At 68.8% G+C, this 15,283-nt stretch carries 15 protein-coding genes; 9 read left to right on the top strand and 6 right to left on the bottom strand.

The features are described 5' to 3' along the window. Positions 1-44: 44 nt before the first annotated feature. Positions 45-494: a DUF3592 domain-containing protein gene (locus tag ACIBCK_RS23195; RefSeq protein ID WP_399393032.1), complete on the bottom strand. Its 450-nt coding sequence runs from the start codon at positions 492-494 to the stop codon at positions 45-47. A 58-nt stretch (positions 495-552) separates the two neighbouring features. Between ACIBCK_RS23195 and ACIBCK_RS23190 the strand changes: the two genes are divergently transcribed. Continuing rightward, positions 553-981 (top strand): hypothetical protein, encoded by a 429-nt coding sequence (locus ACIBCK_RS23190; RefSeq protein ID WP_399393030.1) that lies wholly within the window; start codon positions 553-555, stop codon positions 979-981. A 276-nt stretch (positions 982-1,257) separates the two neighbouring features. Here the strand turns inward: ACIBCK_RS23190 and ACIBCK_RS23185 are convergent, their stop codons facing one another. Then, the gene (locus ACIBCK_RS23185; protein ID WP_399393028.1) at positions 1,258-2,331 is read right to left on the bottom strand and encodes a GNAT family N-acetyltransferase; all 1,074 of its coding nucleotides are present in this window, start codon (positions 2,329-2,331) and stop codon (positions 1,258-1,260) included. Between the two features lie 30 nt (positions 2,332-2,361). Here ACIBCK_RS23185 and ACIBCK_RS23180 point away from each other — a divergent pair, with 30 nt between their 5' ends. Continuing rightward, the gene (locus ACIBCK_RS23180) at positions 2,362-2,865 is read left to right on the top strand and encodes a MarR family winged helix-turn-helix transcriptional regulator (protein WP_399393026.1); all 504 of its coding nucleotides are present in this window, start codon (positions 2,362-2,364) and stop codon (positions 2,863-2,865) included. A 360-nt stretch (positions 2,866-3,225) separates the two neighbouring features. Then, the gene (uvrA, locus tag ACIBCK_RS23175; RefSeq protein WP_399393024.1) at positions 3,226-5,694 is read left to right on the top strand and encodes an excinuclease ABC subunit UvrA; all 2,469 of its coding nucleotides are present in this window, start codon (positions 3,226-3,228) and stop codon (positions 5,692-5,694) included. 160 nt (positions 5,695-5,854) lie between these two features. Here the strand turns inward: uvrA and ACIBCK_RS23170 are convergent, their stop codons facing one another. Continuing rightward, the gene (locus ACIBCK_RS23170) at positions 5,855-6,247 is read right to left on the bottom strand and encodes a VOC family protein (RefSeq protein ID WP_399393022.1); all 393 of its coding nucleotides are present in this window, start codon (positions 6,245-6,247) and stop codon (positions 5,855-5,857) included. A gap of 301 nt (positions 6,248-6,548) precedes the next feature. On the opposite strand from ACIBCK_RS23170, the gene ACIBCK_RS23165 reads away from it, so the two are divergent. Both ACIBCK_RS23165 and ACIBCK_RS23160 read left to right on the top strand, forming a co-directional pair. Next, complete coding sequence (locus ACIBCK_RS23165) at positions 6,549-7,163, top strand: HAD family hydrolase (protein ID WP_399393020.1); 615 nt, start codon at positions 6,549-6,551, stop codon at positions 7,161-7,163. Between the two features lie 228 nt (positions 7,164-7,391). Beyond that, positions 7,392-7,961 carry a hypothetical protein gene (locus tag ACIBCK_RS23160; protein WP_399393018.1) on the top strand — a complete coding sequence of 190 codons (570 nt, stop codon included), beginning with the start codon at positions 7,392-7,394 and terminating at the stop codon, positions 7,959-7,961. A gap of 264 nt (positions 7,962-8,225) precedes the next feature. Here ACIBCK_RS23160 and ACIBCK_RS23155 read toward each other — a convergent pair whose 3' ends face one another. Together ACIBCK_RS23155 and ACIBCK_RS23150 are read right to left on the bottom strand one after the other, a co-directional pair. After that, positions 8,226-9,947: an oxidoreductase gene (locus tag ACIBCK_RS23155; RefSeq protein ID WP_399393016.1), complete on the bottom strand. Its 1,722-nt coding sequence runs from the start codon at positions 9,945-9,947 to the stop codon at positions 8,226-8,228. 25 nt (positions 9,948-9,972) lie between these two features. After that, positions 9,973-10,098, bottom strand: coding sequence for a hypothetical protein (locus tag ACIBCK_RS23150; protein ID WP_399393014.1), 126 nt, complete (start codon positions 10,096-10,098; stop codon positions 9,973-9,975). A gap of 144 nt (positions 10,099-10,242) precedes the next feature. Between ACIBCK_RS23150 and ACIBCK_RS23145 the strand changes: the two genes are divergently transcribed. Then, positions 10,243-10,719 carry a DUF6518 family protein gene (locus ACIBCK_RS23145; RefSeq protein ID WP_399393012.1) on the top strand — a complete coding sequence of 159 codons (477 nt, stop codon included), beginning with the start codon at positions 10,243-10,245 and terminating at the stop codon, positions 10,717-10,719. Positions 10,720-10,942: 223 nt separating this feature from the next. On the opposite strand, the gene ACIBCK_RS23140 is transcribed toward ACIBCK_RS23145, so the two are convergent. Beyond that, positions 10,943-11,863 (bottom strand): sigma-70 family RNA polymerase sigma factor, encoded by a 921-nt coding sequence (locus ACIBCK_RS23140; protein WP_399393010.1) that lies wholly within the window; start codon positions 11,861-11,863, stop codon positions 10,943-10,945. A gap of 83 nt (positions 11,864-11,946) precedes the next feature. On the opposite strand from ACIBCK_RS23140, the gene ACIBCK_RS23135 reads away from it, so the two are divergent. The 3 genes from ACIBCK_RS23135 (at position 11,947) to ACIBCK_RS23125 (ending at position 15,267) form a co-directional block, all read left to right on the top strand. Further along, positions 11,947-12,720: an SDR family oxidoreductase gene (locus ACIBCK_RS23135; protein ID WP_399393008.1), complete on the top strand. Its 774-nt coding sequence runs from the start codon at positions 11,947-11,949 to the stop codon at positions 12,718-12,720. A gap of 534 nt (positions 12,721-13,254) precedes the next feature. Beyond that, positions 13,255-14,586, top strand: coding sequence for a sensor histidine kinase (locus ACIBCK_RS23130; protein WP_399393006.1), 1,332 nt, complete (start codon positions 13,255-13,257; stop codon positions 14,584-14,586). A 3-nt stretch (positions 14,587-14,589) separates the two neighbouring features. Beyond that, positions 14,590-15,267 carry a response regulator gene (locus ACIBCK_RS23125; protein WP_399393004.1) on the top strand — a complete coding sequence of 226 codons (678 nt, stop codon included), beginning with the start codon at positions 14,590-14,592 and terminating at the stop codon, positions 15,265-15,267. The last annotated feature ends 16 nt before the right edge of the window (positions 15,268-15,283 follow it).

Below are 15,283 nucleotides of genomic sequence, written 5' to 3'. Positions count from 1 at the left end.
ACTTCGGCCCTCCCCAGGTCTCGTCGAGCCTGGCGGCAGGCTGCTCAGGAGTGCCAGGTCGTCCAGCCGTCGTGCGACACCACGTATGCCAGACGCCAGATCACCACGAGCAATGTTCCCGCCCAGAGCGCGATGCTCCCGTACAAGCCGCGGACGCAGCGCCGGTAGCGCGTGTCCGTGTCCAGCGCGGCCAGTTCCGGGTGGGCCGGGTCGAAGCGGATGCGCACCCGGGATCCCTCGGGGAGGGCGTGGGCACCCGTGCCGTCGGGGAGGGCCCGTTCGTGCGTCGTGCCATCGGGGGCCGTCCAGGCCACCACCGGATGCAGCGTCGCGTACGTCGCCTCTCGCGAGGCCGTGTGACCGGTGACCGTCGCCTCGACCACCGTGCCCGTCGCGCGGCGCAGGGTTTCGGTGACGAGCTGGGTTATGTACGTCGCCATCAATGCCAGTCCCGCGACGAACGGGACCAGGGCAAGCAGCCAGGGTGTGCTCATGGGGCACCACCGTAGCCGCGTGACTGCACCGCGCTCGACGAGAAGGATGCCGCACTACATGAACCGCAAGATCCGCCTGGCCGCCGTCGCCACCACCGGCGTCGCCTTCGGCACGGCAGCCGCGTCGCCCGCGATGGCCGCCTCTGGCGCCCAAGCCGCCGTCCAGGCGAAGAAGGCCGACTGCCACGGGACTCAGTTCACGCAGAAGGAGAACGGCCAGACGTACATCGTCGGCAAGGTGACCCTTTGCGACTCGAAGGACAAGGTCATCGTCAACGACATTGACCTCGATGGCCGTTCGATGGGCGTCCGGATCTCCGATGGCAGCGGCAAGTACCGCTACTGCAAGGACAGCAATGGCAGCAGCATGTACTCCAAGACCTGTTACTTCAACCTGAAGGAGAACCGCCAGATCAAGCTGCGCGGCTACGAGTCGAAGAAGGGTCACAAGACCATCTGGCTGCAGAGCACCACCCTCCCCAACTAAGCCTGCAGCAAGGCGTCAACGCAGTACCGGCTGGGAGTAACACGGTCTACACCCTGCCCGGCGAGACCGTGGTCCAGGACGGCGAGTTGTCGCCGCGGGAGTTGGTCGATCAGGTGCTGGCCCGGGTTCGATCCGGTGGGCCGTCCGGCGGCTGATCGGCGTGACCGGGCCTGCCCGCATCACCCTGCGGCTACCGGCCGTACACGCCAGGGCAGTTGAGCCAAGCCAGGCCGGCGGCATGGTTGTGCCGTCTCTACGCGGGCACGCGCCGGCCGTTCAGGCGGTGAGATCCTTACCGAGGCGGACCTCTCCCTTGCCGCTCGCCGAAACGTCGGCCGCGTGGGCAAGTGGGACATAGCCCTGCCGTTGGTAGAAGGCCAGGTTGTGGCTGCTGGCGGCTCCGGTGGACAACATCAGGCGGCTGCATCCACTCCCCTGCCCTTCCGCGATGTGCAGGAGCCACCGGCCCAGGCCCCGCCCCCGGAGGTCGGGGGCCACGGCAAGGCGTCCGATGTGCAGTGCATTTCCCTGGCGGCGCGCGCGGACCATGCCAAGGAGCCGCCCGGCATGCCACAGGCCCGTGCCGTGCCAGGCGGTCAGCCACTCGCGGACTTCGGCGGGCGATTCGCGCAGTGCCGGGAGTTGCAGGGTGTTGTTCGCGACCGCTTCCTCGACCCAGCAGCAGCGCTGGAGCACCGTGACGTGTGGCCCGTCATCAGGGTGGAGGCGTTGTGCGTAGGAGCCGGGCAGAGGGCCGGGTATCGCCTGCCCGTGGTCACGGAGCGGAGCCAGCACCTTCGCGACCCGGACCAGTTCCTCCAGCATGTCCACCGCTACTCGGGCGTGGTGGGCAGCAGGCTGGAAGCTGCCCTGCGGCAGAGTTTCGGAGATCCGGAGGGCCACTGTCGAGCCGAGAGGAACCAGACGCAACGTACTGGTCACTTGCTTGGCGTGCTGGACCGCCCGGGTGCCGGCCGAGGTGTTGCCGTAACTGACGAACCCCATCGGCTTCCAGGCCCACTCGGCACCCAGGAAATCCAGAGCGTTCTTCAGCGTCGCGGGCATTCCGTAGTTGTACTCCGGGCTCACCACGATGAAGCCGTCGGCTGCCGCGACCGTCTTGCTCCATCGCCGGGTGTGTTCGTGGTGGTAGATGCCGCGCGCCGGGTGCTCCTCTTCGTCGAGAAAAGGCAGGTGAAGGTCTGCGAGCGATACGGGCACCAGGTCGACATCAAGGGTGTGCGCGGAGGGTGCCAGGGTTTCCGTAAGCCATGAGGCGACGGCCGGACCGAGCGCGTTGGGGCGGGTGCTGCAGACAAGGACGAGAATCCGCGACCATTTCGTTGACATGGAAATGACAGTAGAGAGTAGATTGGTTACATGTCAACGAAAAGGTCGAGTGCCGCCGAGCCGGAGCCGGGCGTCCCATGGCTGACACCTCCGGAGGAGCGAGCCTGGCGGGCCTACCGGCGCATGACGACCGCAGTTCAGGCGCACACCGCCCGGGACTTGGCCGAACTCGGCCTGTCCGAGCCCGACTACGAGGTACTCAGTACGCTGTCGGAGCACACGGATGCGACCAGCACGCTGCGCGAGCAAGCCGCCAAGATGCAGTGGTCCCGCAGCCGCCTGTCCCGCCATGCCACCCGCATGGAAGCCCGTGGACTCATCCGACGCGCGCCGGATCCTGCCGACGGCCGTGGCTGTCTGTTGATCCTCACCGACGACGGCCTGGCGACCCTCAAGGAGGCCGCCCCGGCACACCTCGCTTCGGTACGTCGCCACTTCATCGAGCACCTGAGCACTCAGGACCTCGCCGCACTCAACCGCATCGCCGACAAACTCAGCGCAGTTGGCGGGGACGCGGATGAAGAACCTGCATGAACGTGGCGCGAGGGAGAAACATCGACCTCGACCGAGCGGCCGCAAGGGGGCCCGCGAAGGCCCCGACTGGTTCGGGGGATCGCCGGCCGGGGCCGGTCGGGTGTGGGCGCGAAGGGCGGTCGCCTCGCGGCGGGGGCTCCATGAGGCTTCAGCCGAACGATCGTCCTCATGGGCGAAGGGGTGAGGCCCGGGGACACAGTTCCCTCCACGCCCACATACGGATCAACAGTGATGCACCATCGAATGTTCCCCGGATGCTCCCCGGAAGCGGCTCCTACCGAGAGTCTCCGCAGCTCGTGCGAGCGGGGCCCGGGGCGCGCCTGTCGCGCGGTTCCCGGCACCGTCGGGTAATCAGGAACGGTGAACAAGGACGAGAACGACCCCTTCGTACGTGTGCGGGGCGCCAGGGAGAACAACCTGCGGAACGTCGATGTCGACGTGCCGCGGGACGCGATGGTCGCCTTCACCGGCGTCTCGGGGTCGGGCAAGACCTCGCTCGCCTTCGGCACGCTCTACGCGGAGGCTCAGCGGCGCTACTTCGAGTCCGTGGCACCGTACGCCCGAAGGCTGTTGCAACAGGTCGGCGCACCGCACGTGCAGGACATCACCGGACTGCCACCCGCCGTGGCCCTGCAGCAGCGACGCGGGGCGCCCAGCTCGCGCTCGACGGTCGGCACCATCACCACGCTGTCCAACCTGTTGCGCATGCTGTACTCCCGCGCCGGCACCTACCCGGCCAGGGCTGCTCGGCTGGAAGCCGAGTCGTTCTCACCCAACACCGCGGCCGGTGCCTGCCCCGAGTGCCACGGGCTGGGCGTCGTGCACGACGTCGCCGAGGACCTGCTCGTGCCCGACCCCGCGCTGAGCATCCGCGAGGGGGCGATCGCCGCCTGGCCGGGTGCCTGGCAGGGCGCCAACCTGCGCAGTGTCGTGAACGGCCTGGGGATCGACATCGACCGACCGTGGCGCAGGCTCAGGAAGAAGGACCGGCAGTGGCTGCTGTACACGGACGAGCAGCCCTCCGTGTACATCGAGCCGGAGGAGGACCGCGTCGACTACGGCTACCAGGGCAAGTTCTGGAGCGCCCGCAAGCACGTCATGCACGTCCTCGCAGACTCCAAGAGCGAGAAGATGCGCGAACGGGCGCTCCGGTTCGTCAGGAGTGTGCCCTGCCCCGAGTGCCGGGGCAGCGGACTGCGGCCCGAGGCGCTCGCCGTGACGTTCGCAGGACACTCCATCGCCGAGATCAACGCGATGCCGCTCAGCGAGGTCGTGGCGCTGCTGCGGCCCGTCGCGGGGCGGTCCGAGGCCGACGCCACCACGTCGACCGCCCGGTCCGGGGAGACGACCGAGGTCGCGGTCCGGATCTGCGCCGATCTGGTGGCACGGGTGGACGTTCTGCTCGACCTCGGCCTCGGATATCTGAGCCTCGGGCGCCGCTCGACGACCCTGTCGCCCGGCGAGGCTCAGCGTCTGCGGATCGCCACCCAGCTGCGCTCGGGGCTGTTCGGCGTCGTCTACGTCCTCGACGAACCCTCCGCGGGTCTGCACCCGGCTGACGCGGAACCGCTGCTTGACGTGCTGGACCGTCTCAAGGCCGCGGGCAACTCGCTGTTCGTCGTGGAGCACGACATGGACGTCGTACGGCGGGCGGACTGGGTGGTCGACATCGGTCCCGGCGCTGGCGAGGGCGGCGGGCGCGTGCTGTACAGCGGTCCGGTCGCCGGTCTCGAACGGGTCGGGGAGTCGCCCACGAGTCAGTACCTGTTCGGGCGCGCCCAGCCGCTCGATCACCGCCCGCGCGCCCCGCACGGCTGGCTGCACCTGCGCGGCGTCTCCCGACACAATCTGCGCGACGTGTCCGTGGACGTACCGCTCTGCGTTCTGACGGCGGTGACGGGCGTGTCCGGTTCCGGGAAGTCGACGCTGGTGACGCAGGTGCTCGCCGAGGTCGTCCGTGGCCACCTGGGCCTCGTCCCCGAGGAGCCCGACGAGGCGCAGCTGGAGGTCGACGTCCAGGACGCGTCGGGGGTCGAGTCGTTCGACCGCCTGGTGCGGGTCGACCAGCGGCCCATCGGCCGGACTCCGCGGTCCAACCTGGCCACGTACACGGGGATGTTCGACGCGGTGCGCAAGCTGTACGCGGCGACGGACGAGGCCAGGGCGCGCGGCTACTCGGCCGGGCGATTCTCCTTCAACGTGCCTCAAGGGCGGTGCGAGACGTGCCAGGGCGAAGGATTCGTCGCGGTGGAGCTGCTGTTCCTGCCCGGCACTTACGCGCCGTGCCCGGCCTGCCAGGGCGCCCGGTACAACGCCGAGACGCTGGAAGTCACCTACCGGGGCAAGAACATCGCGGACGTGCTGGCGCTGTCCGTCGACGCCGCCGCCGAGTTCCTGTCCGCCGTCCCGGCCGCCTCCCGCAGTTTGGAGACCTTGCGCGAGGTGGGACTCGGATACCTGCGGCTGGGCCAGCCCGCGACGGAGCTCAGCGGCGGTGAGGCGCAACGCATCAAACTGGCCACCGAACTGCAGCGAGCTCGCCGCGGCCACGCGCTGTACCTGCTCGACGAGCCGACGGCCGGACTGCACCCCTCGGACATCGCGCTGCTGCTGCGGCAGCTGCACCGGCTCGTCGACGCCGGCAACACGGTCGTCCTCGTCGAGCACGACCTGGACACGATCGCCACCGCCGACTGGGTCATCGATCTCGGGCCCGGCGGTGGCGACGCGGGCGGGCGAGTGGTCGCGGCGGGCCCACCGGCCAAAGTGGCGAAGTCCCGCCGCAGCGCCACCGCGCCCTACCTCGCGGCCCGGCTCGCGCGCTCTTGACCACGGCGGAGGGGGCGGAGGACCGGTCGACTCGGGGCGCGGGAGGCACGTAGCAAGATGCTTCGCTCCCTTGCTCACGAGCAGCCCTCGAAGCATCCACGTCTTGGCGCGCTTGTAGGTGATCCCGCGGCGGGAGCCGCGCCCGAAGAGGTCATCGACGCTACTGGAGCTCCTTGTGAACGGCCTCGATGTTGTTGCCATCGGGGTCGCTGACGAACGCACAGTAGGCGCGGTACTCACTCCAAGGCCGCGGAGTGTGCCGGGAGACGCCCCCGGCCGCCACCGCAGCGGAGTGGAACATGTCTACCGCTGCTCGACTCCCGGCATCGAACGCGAGGTGCATCCCCCGCGTCGCCGTAGCCGACTGATCCGCGCGTTCCAACGACACCGAGGGCGTATCCCGATCCGGATGCCAATACTCGGCGACACCATCGGCTCGATAACCGGCAGAGATCCCGAGCGGCTCAAGCGCCGCGGTGTAGAACCTTTCGCTCGCCTCGAAGTCGGAGGCGCACACGCCAAGGTGATGGATGAAAGTCGTCGCTGATCCCATGGCAGCGGAGCCTACGGCTGGATCGATCGGCACCCCGAGATCAGGACCTCCCACCCGGCGAACCTATGTGGTCCTGCACCCCGGTCTCGCGAAGGTCCTTCGGGCTCGAACGCAGCTCGAAGCCGACCGGCGCCGCTCGTCTGCGGGTCGGGTTGGGTCGGTCGACGGGGTTGCGACAGTGCTGTCACAGGCTTCGAAGATCGCTTGACCTTGCCCCGGGGGAAAAGTCGACAGTGTCTGTGTCACTCACACGAGCTGACGCTCCTGTGCTCGCTGGACCAGAACGAAGAGGGGAGTTCGGGTGACCGAGACTTGCGTCATTCTCGATATCGGCGGGGTGCTGGAGTTCACGCCGGAAACCGGGTGGGTGCAACGGTGGGAAGCGCGACTGAAACTGTCACCCGGCACTGTCCATGAGCGGATGCGCGACGTGTGGCGGGCCGGGAGCGTCGGGAGTATCAGCGAGCCAGCGGTGCGTGAGCAGATATCCGCCCGCCTGGGTCTCGACGGCCCCGAGACCGAAGCCTTCATGGCTGATCTCTGGACGGAGTATCTGGGCACGCCGAACGAGGACCTGATTACCTATCTGCGGGGTCTGCAAGGGCGCTGCAGGCTGGGCATCCTGAGCAACAGCTTCGTCGGCGCCCGGGAACGGGAAAAGACGCTGTATCACTTCGACGACTGGACGGACCAGATCGTCTACTCCCACGAGATCGGCATCGAGAAGCCCGACCCGCGCGCCTTCGAGGCCGCGTGCGCCGGCTTGAACGCCCGGCCGGAAGACTGCCTGTTCATCGATGACGTCGCCCTCAACGTCGAGGCCGCCCAAGCGACGGGCATGCAGGCGCACCGGTTCGAGGACAACGCCCGGACCATCACGCGCATCGCGGCCCATTTGGACGCCGGGCTTTCATGAGATTGGTTCCACGAAGCATGGTCGAGGAAGTCCAGTCACCCAACTGTTGAGTGGCTACGAGCCGAACACCCAAGGAAGAACCACATGCCGAACCCAGGCACGACCTCCGATTCCGACGAAGCTCCGCACGTGAGCCCACCTGCCGCCCATGATGCCGGGCCCCTGGGACGTCCCATCGACTGGGCGGCCACCAGGGCGCGGACAGCCCGAATCCGCAAACGTCGACGGGTGATCGGTGGAGCCATTGCCGTCACCCTCATGGCCGGTGCGGGAGTCGGGATCTGGCTCGCGGCAGGGGAAAGGGACGAGGCGCCGGTCAAACACACTGCCGAGGTGCCGGTCGGCTTCGGCGACTACCGGCTCGCGGGTAAGGACGGCAAGTCGCTGTGGACGTCGACGCACGGTGGCGACAATCTCGACCCGACCAAGGAGACAGCTCACGCGACCTACGTGCGCCCGGACGGCAAGAAGTCCTACATGGTCACCCTGGAACTCAACCCGACCGTCGACGTCTCCGATCCGGGTGAGGACGACGAGGTCATCTCGGTGCTTCTCAACACGGGTGTTGATTCGGGCAAAGTACGCAACTACGCTCCCGGGCCTATAGGGGGCAAGCTGCGATGCGTGAAGTACGAGGTCGCGGACACGACCAGTTCACGCTGCGTCTGGGGCAACGACACGGCAACCGTCACCGCACAGCCGGTGATCCCTTCCGGGCCTCGGCCGACGCCCGCACAGACCGCCACGGATGTTCAGGGCTTCCTGGCCGAACTGCACATTCGCCCAGTGAAGAAGTGATCACGCATCTCAACTCACATGGCGAGCCGCCACCATCAGTCGAGGTACTCGAGGTTGTACGCCCACAACCCACCCGTGCCGGGGCAACCACGCGTACGTAAAGCACTCTTCGGGGCGTCGCCTGCCCGGCGGTTCCTCAATGCGCAGCCCCGGGCGCGTCTTCCATCAGCGCTGAGCATGCAGACCAATGGCTCACCCGTCCTCCAGGTTCCGTGAGCCTCACGGGCAGCGACCCTCTCGGCGGGGGCGCTCGTCGAAAGTAAGTCACGACGGCGACGGCGCCCCGTCGTCGTTCCCGGAGAGAGCAGGAGGGGCGACAGGGCCGCCGTCCGCCGGATTACCGCCCCATTCCGGGGAGGACGGCTCTCCCGGAGGAAGACCGGCACGGGCGCGGAGCATGTCGGCTTCAGCCCTTCTCATGTCGGCTTGCGCGCGGATGAGATCGGCATCCGCCTGCCCGCGAACCTGGACGATGTCGGAGGCGTTTTGCCCTCGGGCACGGACGAACTTGGCGAGTCCGTTCAGGATCCCGCCGATGAGCACTCCGGAAGCTGTGATGAGGCTGACGACCGCAACTACCACGGGAGGCGCGTCGGATGGCCCCAGTTCAGCACCGTGGCTGATGTCCGGCAGCACCGCCCGCGTGCTGCGCCAGGCCACCGTCAGCAACGCGATCACGATGATGGTCCACAGAATCACCGAGATCCCTGGAACGGCCCGCAACGCATGCCATACCCGCTCCGGCCATGGCAAGGTGGTCCGCCATCGCCGCTGTTGAGCTCGGTAGACCTGACGGGCGTCGGCGTGCTCACCCCCGTTGCGCAGAGTGGCGGCCAGCTTCTCGTACGGCTCGGGGTTGTACTCGGCGGTCGCGGCCGCCACCCAGCTCAGCCGCCGGGAGAGCGGGAAGCTGCCCTGCGGGACGAGGTACTCGTAACTGAAACCGTCCATCTGGAGGCCGCCGGGGCCCGGCCAGCTGGTCGACTTGTCGATGAGCGTGACGACCTTCGCGCCGGACAGAATGACCCTGCCGCGCTGCGGGGCCTCGCCGAGGAAGCGCAGCTCGGGGGTCTGGACGCGGCGCAGCGACACCTCCTGGTCGTGCTCCAGGGTGAAGCGCGCATGAGCCAGGTCGACGGCCTCCCCGAAGAGGCCGTCGTCGAGGCGGATGCCGCCCTGGCACTCGAAGGGCTGGACTCGGGAGGCCCGGTCGGGGGTCCGGCCGGTCTGGAGTCGGTCACCGAGCGCGGCAGGCGACATGTGGAGCGTGCGTTGCACGGTCATCTGCGGGGCGTTGAGCGCCCACAGGCCATACGGATTGACGAGCTTGCTGCCGCGCAGGGACAGCGAGACGCCGACCATCGCGCCGCGCAGGCACAGCTCGCCGTGCGACTCCAGCGACTCGGCCTGCAGGTCCCGACCGACCGAAAGCCCGTCCGCCGCTATCGAGTTGCCGCGCCGGTCGCGGTAAACCACTGCCTCGTTGAACAGCAAGTCCCCACCTATGCGGGCGTCGGTCAGGCGGACACCGCGCTGGAATCGGCAGCGGGACAAGTCGAGGTCGCCCTCGGTAGAGACGCGTCCCCCTGCCAGGCAGGGCACAGAGCAGTCCACGATCCGTACCGCTGTGAGCCGCGCCTTCTGGATCAACACCTCCTTCTCGAAGCGGCACTGCTTCATCTCGACGTACGGGGCGACGGTGCCGCCCGCGATATCGAGCACGTCGGTGATCTGCACGCCCCGGAGCTTGAGAGAGGTGACCCTGCCGCCCCGGGCGGGCGGCCCGTGGAGCAACAGCCATGCCACGACCCGTGCACGCACGCTGCGTTCAGGACCCCAGGGGTGCTCGCCGTGCGGGTCGTCGCGGTCCTTGTCACCCGTGCGCATGTCGTAGACGCTCCCCGTGCGAAACGCCTCCCACATTCCTGCCTCGGCTTCGGTCAGCCAAGCCGGTGGACCGCTGTCGCCTGCCGTGGCCACGTCCATCGTCGCTTTCTTCTCCCTGCCGACGTCATCGTGTGCGCCCCATACCCATGACACCGGGCTCGTACCAGCGCACCCCGAGGCGCAGCTTCCCGAGATCGATCTGCACGTCACCACCGTGCACGTCACTGCGGAGAGCGTCGCTGTTCGTCACGTCGATGATGAAGGGCGGGCGGCCCCTTCAAGACGACGTTCTATCAGAGTCGTTCAGCTCGAACATGGTGTTCACCGGACGCCACCGGCCACGGCTAGCCAGCATTCACGTCTACCGAAGTAACAAAAGGGGCACGGACACACGGTGGCGGCATTCGCCGCCGGCGCCTTCCTGGTCGTCCGCACCCAGGAGCCGCTGCGGCTCGCAGTCGCCGGCGGACTCACGGAGGGCGGACTGGTGCTCGGGTACTACGGCTACGCCCAGTTCGGCCGAGGTGGCATGGGAAGCCTCATCTTCCCGCTGGTGCGGCTGAGCCTGGCCTGCGTGGCAGGCCCCTTGTTCGGCCTGGCGGGGGCCTGGTGGCGTCGCGGCACCCAACTATGGAAGCGGGTAATCGGCTTGGGCGCCCTCGGTGGCCTGTTCGGCAGCGAAGCGTTGCAGGCCTGGCTGTCCAATCATCACCGGGGGCAGGCGTTTGTCTGCGCCGCCGTGGCCGTAGCAGCTCCACTGTTGCTGGCCCGCACAGTGAGGGCACGGTGGTTGAGCCTGGCCGCTGCGGCGATCGCATCGCCCATGGCCTACGCGCTCGTCTACCTGCCGCTCAACACCATCTCTGCCTGACTGGAGACGCCGGCACTTCCCGTGTTCGAGCACGCCTACGGCATCCGACCACCTCGACCAAGTGCCGGGGCTGGCTGATTGCCGTCGCGTGGGTGGTGACGCCGGCCCGGAACGCCCCCGCAGCGGCGCCACTGCGCGGCGGGGTCTTCGCCGTCCAGGCCCGCGAGCTCGGGATGCCCCTGCATCACGAGCTCACCCGGGTCCGGCGAAGCGCACGGCTGTCTCATGGTTGCCCGACGACCGCCACTTCCAGCGCGGCCAGTCGCTGCGGTTCGGCGATGACCTCGACGGCGGTGATCAGTCCGCTGTCGGGGTGGACGGTAAAGGTGAGGACCAGGCGCAGGCGTCCATTGGGGGCCATGGCCAGGCCGGAGACGCCGTCCAAAAGAGCCGGGCCGGTGAACTGGGCGCGTCCGGTGGCTGCCATGGCGCCCTTCGCGACCGTGTGCGCACCGAGGACGACGACCGGCTCCGGGGTCGGGATCACGGCCGGGTCCGCGGTGAGGACCACGTCCGGGTGCAGCAGGGCGACCAGGGCCTCGAAGTCGCCGGTGCGGGTCGCCGCGAGGAAAGCGGACACCGCCTGCTGTTGGCGCGAGGAGTCGAGCGTGGACGGGGATGTGCCCCGGACCCGACGTCGGGCGCGGCTGGCGAGTTGTCGCGTAGAGGCGGGCGTGCGCTCCAAAATCGCTGCGATCTCGTCGAAGGGAACAGCGAACAGGTCGTGCAGGACGAAGGCAAGGCGTTCGTCGGGAGTGAGCGTGTCGAGCACGACGAGGAGGGCGATGCCCACGGCGTCGGCGGCCTCCACCTCCTGCTCGGGGCTGGGGCGGCCGTCAGGCCGGTCGGCTCCGTAGGCGGTCTCCAGCTCTTCCTCGCGGCGTGTGGCACGCGAGCGCAGAACGTTGAGGCAGGTGCGGGTGGCGATGGTGGTGAGCCAGCCGCCGGTGTTCACCACCTCGCTCGAGTCAGCGGCCGCTGCCCGTAGCCAGGTCTCCTGCACCGCGTCCTCGGCCTCCGCCAGAGAGCCGAGCATGCGGTAGGCGACCGCGCGCAGATGCGGGCGGTGGGCTTCGAAATCCCCGGCCCTCAGGCTCTTCCCGAGACTCCGATCGGGACGGTTCTCAAGATTCTTTTCGTCCATCTGTCACATCCCCCCTCGGTGGCGTGTCAGAGCAGCAGAACCGAAGCTCGCACACCACACATCAAGCAACTTAGGGGTACATCATGACTGTTGACGCCACGATCCTGGTCACCGGCGGTACGGGAACGCTCGGCCGCCACGTGCTCCCGCTCCTTCGTCAGGCGGCGCCCGCACGCCCGGTGCGGGTGCTCAGCCGCAGCGAACGGCCGGACACCGACGGGATCACCTACGTCAGAGGAGATCTGATGACCGGTGAGGGCGTCACTGACGCGTTGGCCGGGGTGGACACGGTGCTGCACCTTGCCGGCGGCGCCAAGGGCGATGACGTGGTGGCCGGCCACCTGGTCGCGGCGGCCAAGGCGGCCGGAGTGAAGCACATCGTGCACATCTCGGTGATCGGCGCTGACCGGATGCCGATGGCCTGGTTCGCCACGCAGCGCGCGGCGGAGGAAGTCATCACCGGCTCGGGCATCGCGTGGACGATGCTGCGAGCCGCCCAGTTCCACGACCTGGTGCACCAGATGGTCTCGAAGATGGCCAGGCTGCCCTTCATCCCGGCACCCGGGATGCGTCTGGAGCCAGTGGACGTACGTGACGTCGCGCAGCGCCTGGTGGAGCTGACGCTCGGTGAACCGGCGGGCCTGGTAGCGGAGTTGGCGGGGCCGACGGTGTACACGATGGACGACGTGGTCCGCTCCTACCTGAGCGCCACAGGGCGCCGACGCCCGGTCCTGGGCCTGCGGATGCCCGGCAAGGCGGGCCGTGCGTACCGCGAGGGCGTGAACCTCGCTCCGGCAAAGGGCGCGGTGCACGGAGACCGGACCTGGGAGGCGTTTCTGGCGGACAGGGTGGCCTGAAGATCGCGTCATGGCGGCCGCACCCTGTGCGACCGCCTTCTTCCGCTGGTCCGCCAGGTGATCCAAGGCCTGGCACGTTCAACCACGGCGCCGACATCCCGCACCAGCAGGAGTGGCGCTGCGCATCGCAAGCATTGCGCATGCCTTGGCCACCGGTGCGAGTCCCCACACAGTGCAACGGTTCGTATCAACTCCGCACCTATGTACGGACGGTGGAGGACCGGCGGAGTAATGTCGCCTCTGTGCGATCGGAGCGACCGTTCGACGGTGGCCGCCGCGCACTGAGTGGCGACGGCCGCCCGGGGCGCGAGGAACGAGGCTCCCCTCGTCGCTTCCTCGCGCGGTGCCCTCCATGGGTGAGATGCGGGATTTCCCACCACGAAGGGCTCAGGCAGGAGCCGCGTCGTCGGTGGTGCGGCTCCTGTTGCCCGCAGAAAGTCCACTCCGCGCCGGTCGGCTATCGGTGTGGCCGCCCGAGCCGGTACCTCAACCAAGATCCGCTCCGAGCGGCCGGCGGATCAGTAGGCTGACCGCATGATTGCCAAGTCGCAGGCGGACGACCGGCCCTACGCGGCCTCCTTCGCCCGCTGGAACGCCGTCTCCTGGGTCCTGTTGGGCCTGCTGCCCACGGCGCTCGCGATAGTGGACTCCCCCGATGGGCACAGGTACTGGCCGCTGGGGGGTCTTGGCGCGATGGCGGTCTGTTACGGGGCGCTGTTCGCCCTGGGGAGCGGTCCCGGGCGCTGCCAGCTGGTGCTGCTCAGCGTCTTCGCCCTCGGACTGGGCGGTACCTCCTATGTGCTGGAAGGCGCGGCCGCGCTGTACATCGTGTCGCTGCCGCTCTTCTGGATCTACGCGCGCGACGCCCGCTCCTCGGTCGTCCTGAGCGGACTCACCGCGCTGGCCACGGTGTTCGGCGGGACGCTGCCGCAGGGGTGGAGCCCGCAGTTCCTCACCGGGAACAACGTCGTCACCGTCGCGGCTTTCGCGGCGGGGACCGCACTCGGGCTGTGGTTGCACCGGTTCGTCGGACAGAGCGACTTGCGTGCCGCCCAGCTCAGCGCTGAGCTGGAGAGCGCTCAACGGCGGCTCGTCGAGGCGTATCAGCGCCAGGGCGCGGTGGAGGAGCGCGAGCGGCTCGCCCGCGACATCCATGACACCCTCGCCCAGGGGTTCGCGTCCATCATCGTGCTTGCGGAGGCGGCCCGGTCCTCGGCCGACTCCGATCCCGCCAGGCGTGCCCAGCAGTTGCTCTCCATCGAGCGGACCGCCCGCGAGAACTTCACCGAGGCCAGAATCCTGGTCGGCTCCGCCCCGAGTGGAACTCTCGCCGCGGGCTCGCTCGCCGAGACGCTCGGCCGGACCCTGGACAGGTTCACGGAGGACACCGGTCTTGCCGTCAGCGCGGAACTGCCGGACATCGACTGCGACCGGGCGGCGCGGATCGCGTTGCTGCGCTGTACGCAGGAGTCGCTGGCCAACATACGTAAGCACGCCGCCGCTTCGGCGGTCGGCGTCGTCCTGGCGCGGCACCAGGACGTCGTCGAGCTGGAGATCACCGACGACGGGCGTGGTTTCGTCGTCCAGGAGTCGCACGGCTTCGGCCTGGACGGAATGCGCAAGCGGCTGGCGGAGATGGGTGGCGAACTCACGGTCACCAGCTCTGTCGGCGACGGTACGCGCGTCCTCGCCTCGCTCCCGGCTCCGGAGGCCGCGGGCACGCCCGAGACAGTGGAGGCGTTGGAGCCGGCGGGGACACCCGTGACAGCGGGCACGCCTATGGCAGCGGGCACGCCTGTGACAGCTGCAACCATCGCGACGTACCGGGCACCCGGCGCGCCCGTATCCACGACCGGTCAGGAGTGACACATGCCAGAGGACGAGGGTCCGATCCGTGTCATCCTGGCGGACGACCACACCGTGTTGCGCGCGGGAGTCGCCGCGCTGCTGGCCGGTGCCCCCGGCATCGCCATCGTCGGTGAGGCGGGCAACGGCAGGGAGGCCGTCGACCTCGTCGCCTCACTCGCCCCCGACGTCGCACTCGTCGACCTGCGGATGCCCGTGCTTGACGGTGTCGAGGCGACCACCGAGATCGTCGCCGCACGGTCCGCGACCCGGGTGCTGATCCTCACCACGTACGACACCGATGTGGAGATCGAGCGCGCCATCGAGGCCGGGGCGATCGGCTATCTGCTCAAGGACACCACCCGCGCACAGCTCGTCGACGCCATCCACTCGGCAGCCCGCGGCGAGACCGTACTGGCGCCGCAGGTCGCGGCGCGCCTCGTCGCCCAGATGCGGCGCCCGGCCCAGGTCGCCCTGACCGCAAGGGAGTTGGACGTCCTGCACGCGGTGGCGGACGGGCTATCCAACGTCGACATCGGCCGACGGCTGGTCATCGCCGAGGCCACGGTGAAGACCCATCTGCTGCGCGTCTTCGCCAAACTCGACGTCAGCGACCGCACCCACGCGGTGGTCGTGGCGCTGGAACAGGGCCTGCTGGTACGCACGGGGCGGGATTCGCGCGCCTCCCGCCCCACCGCGTAGCCCCCCGCCGCCCTGC

This window comes from Streptomyces sp. NPDC051218 (genome assembly GCF_044455475.1).
Classification (GTDB): Bacteria; Actinomycetota; Actinomycetes; order Streptomycetales; family Streptomycetaceae; genus Streptomyces.
This window is presented reverse-complemented; position numbering and strand designations above follow the sequence as displayed.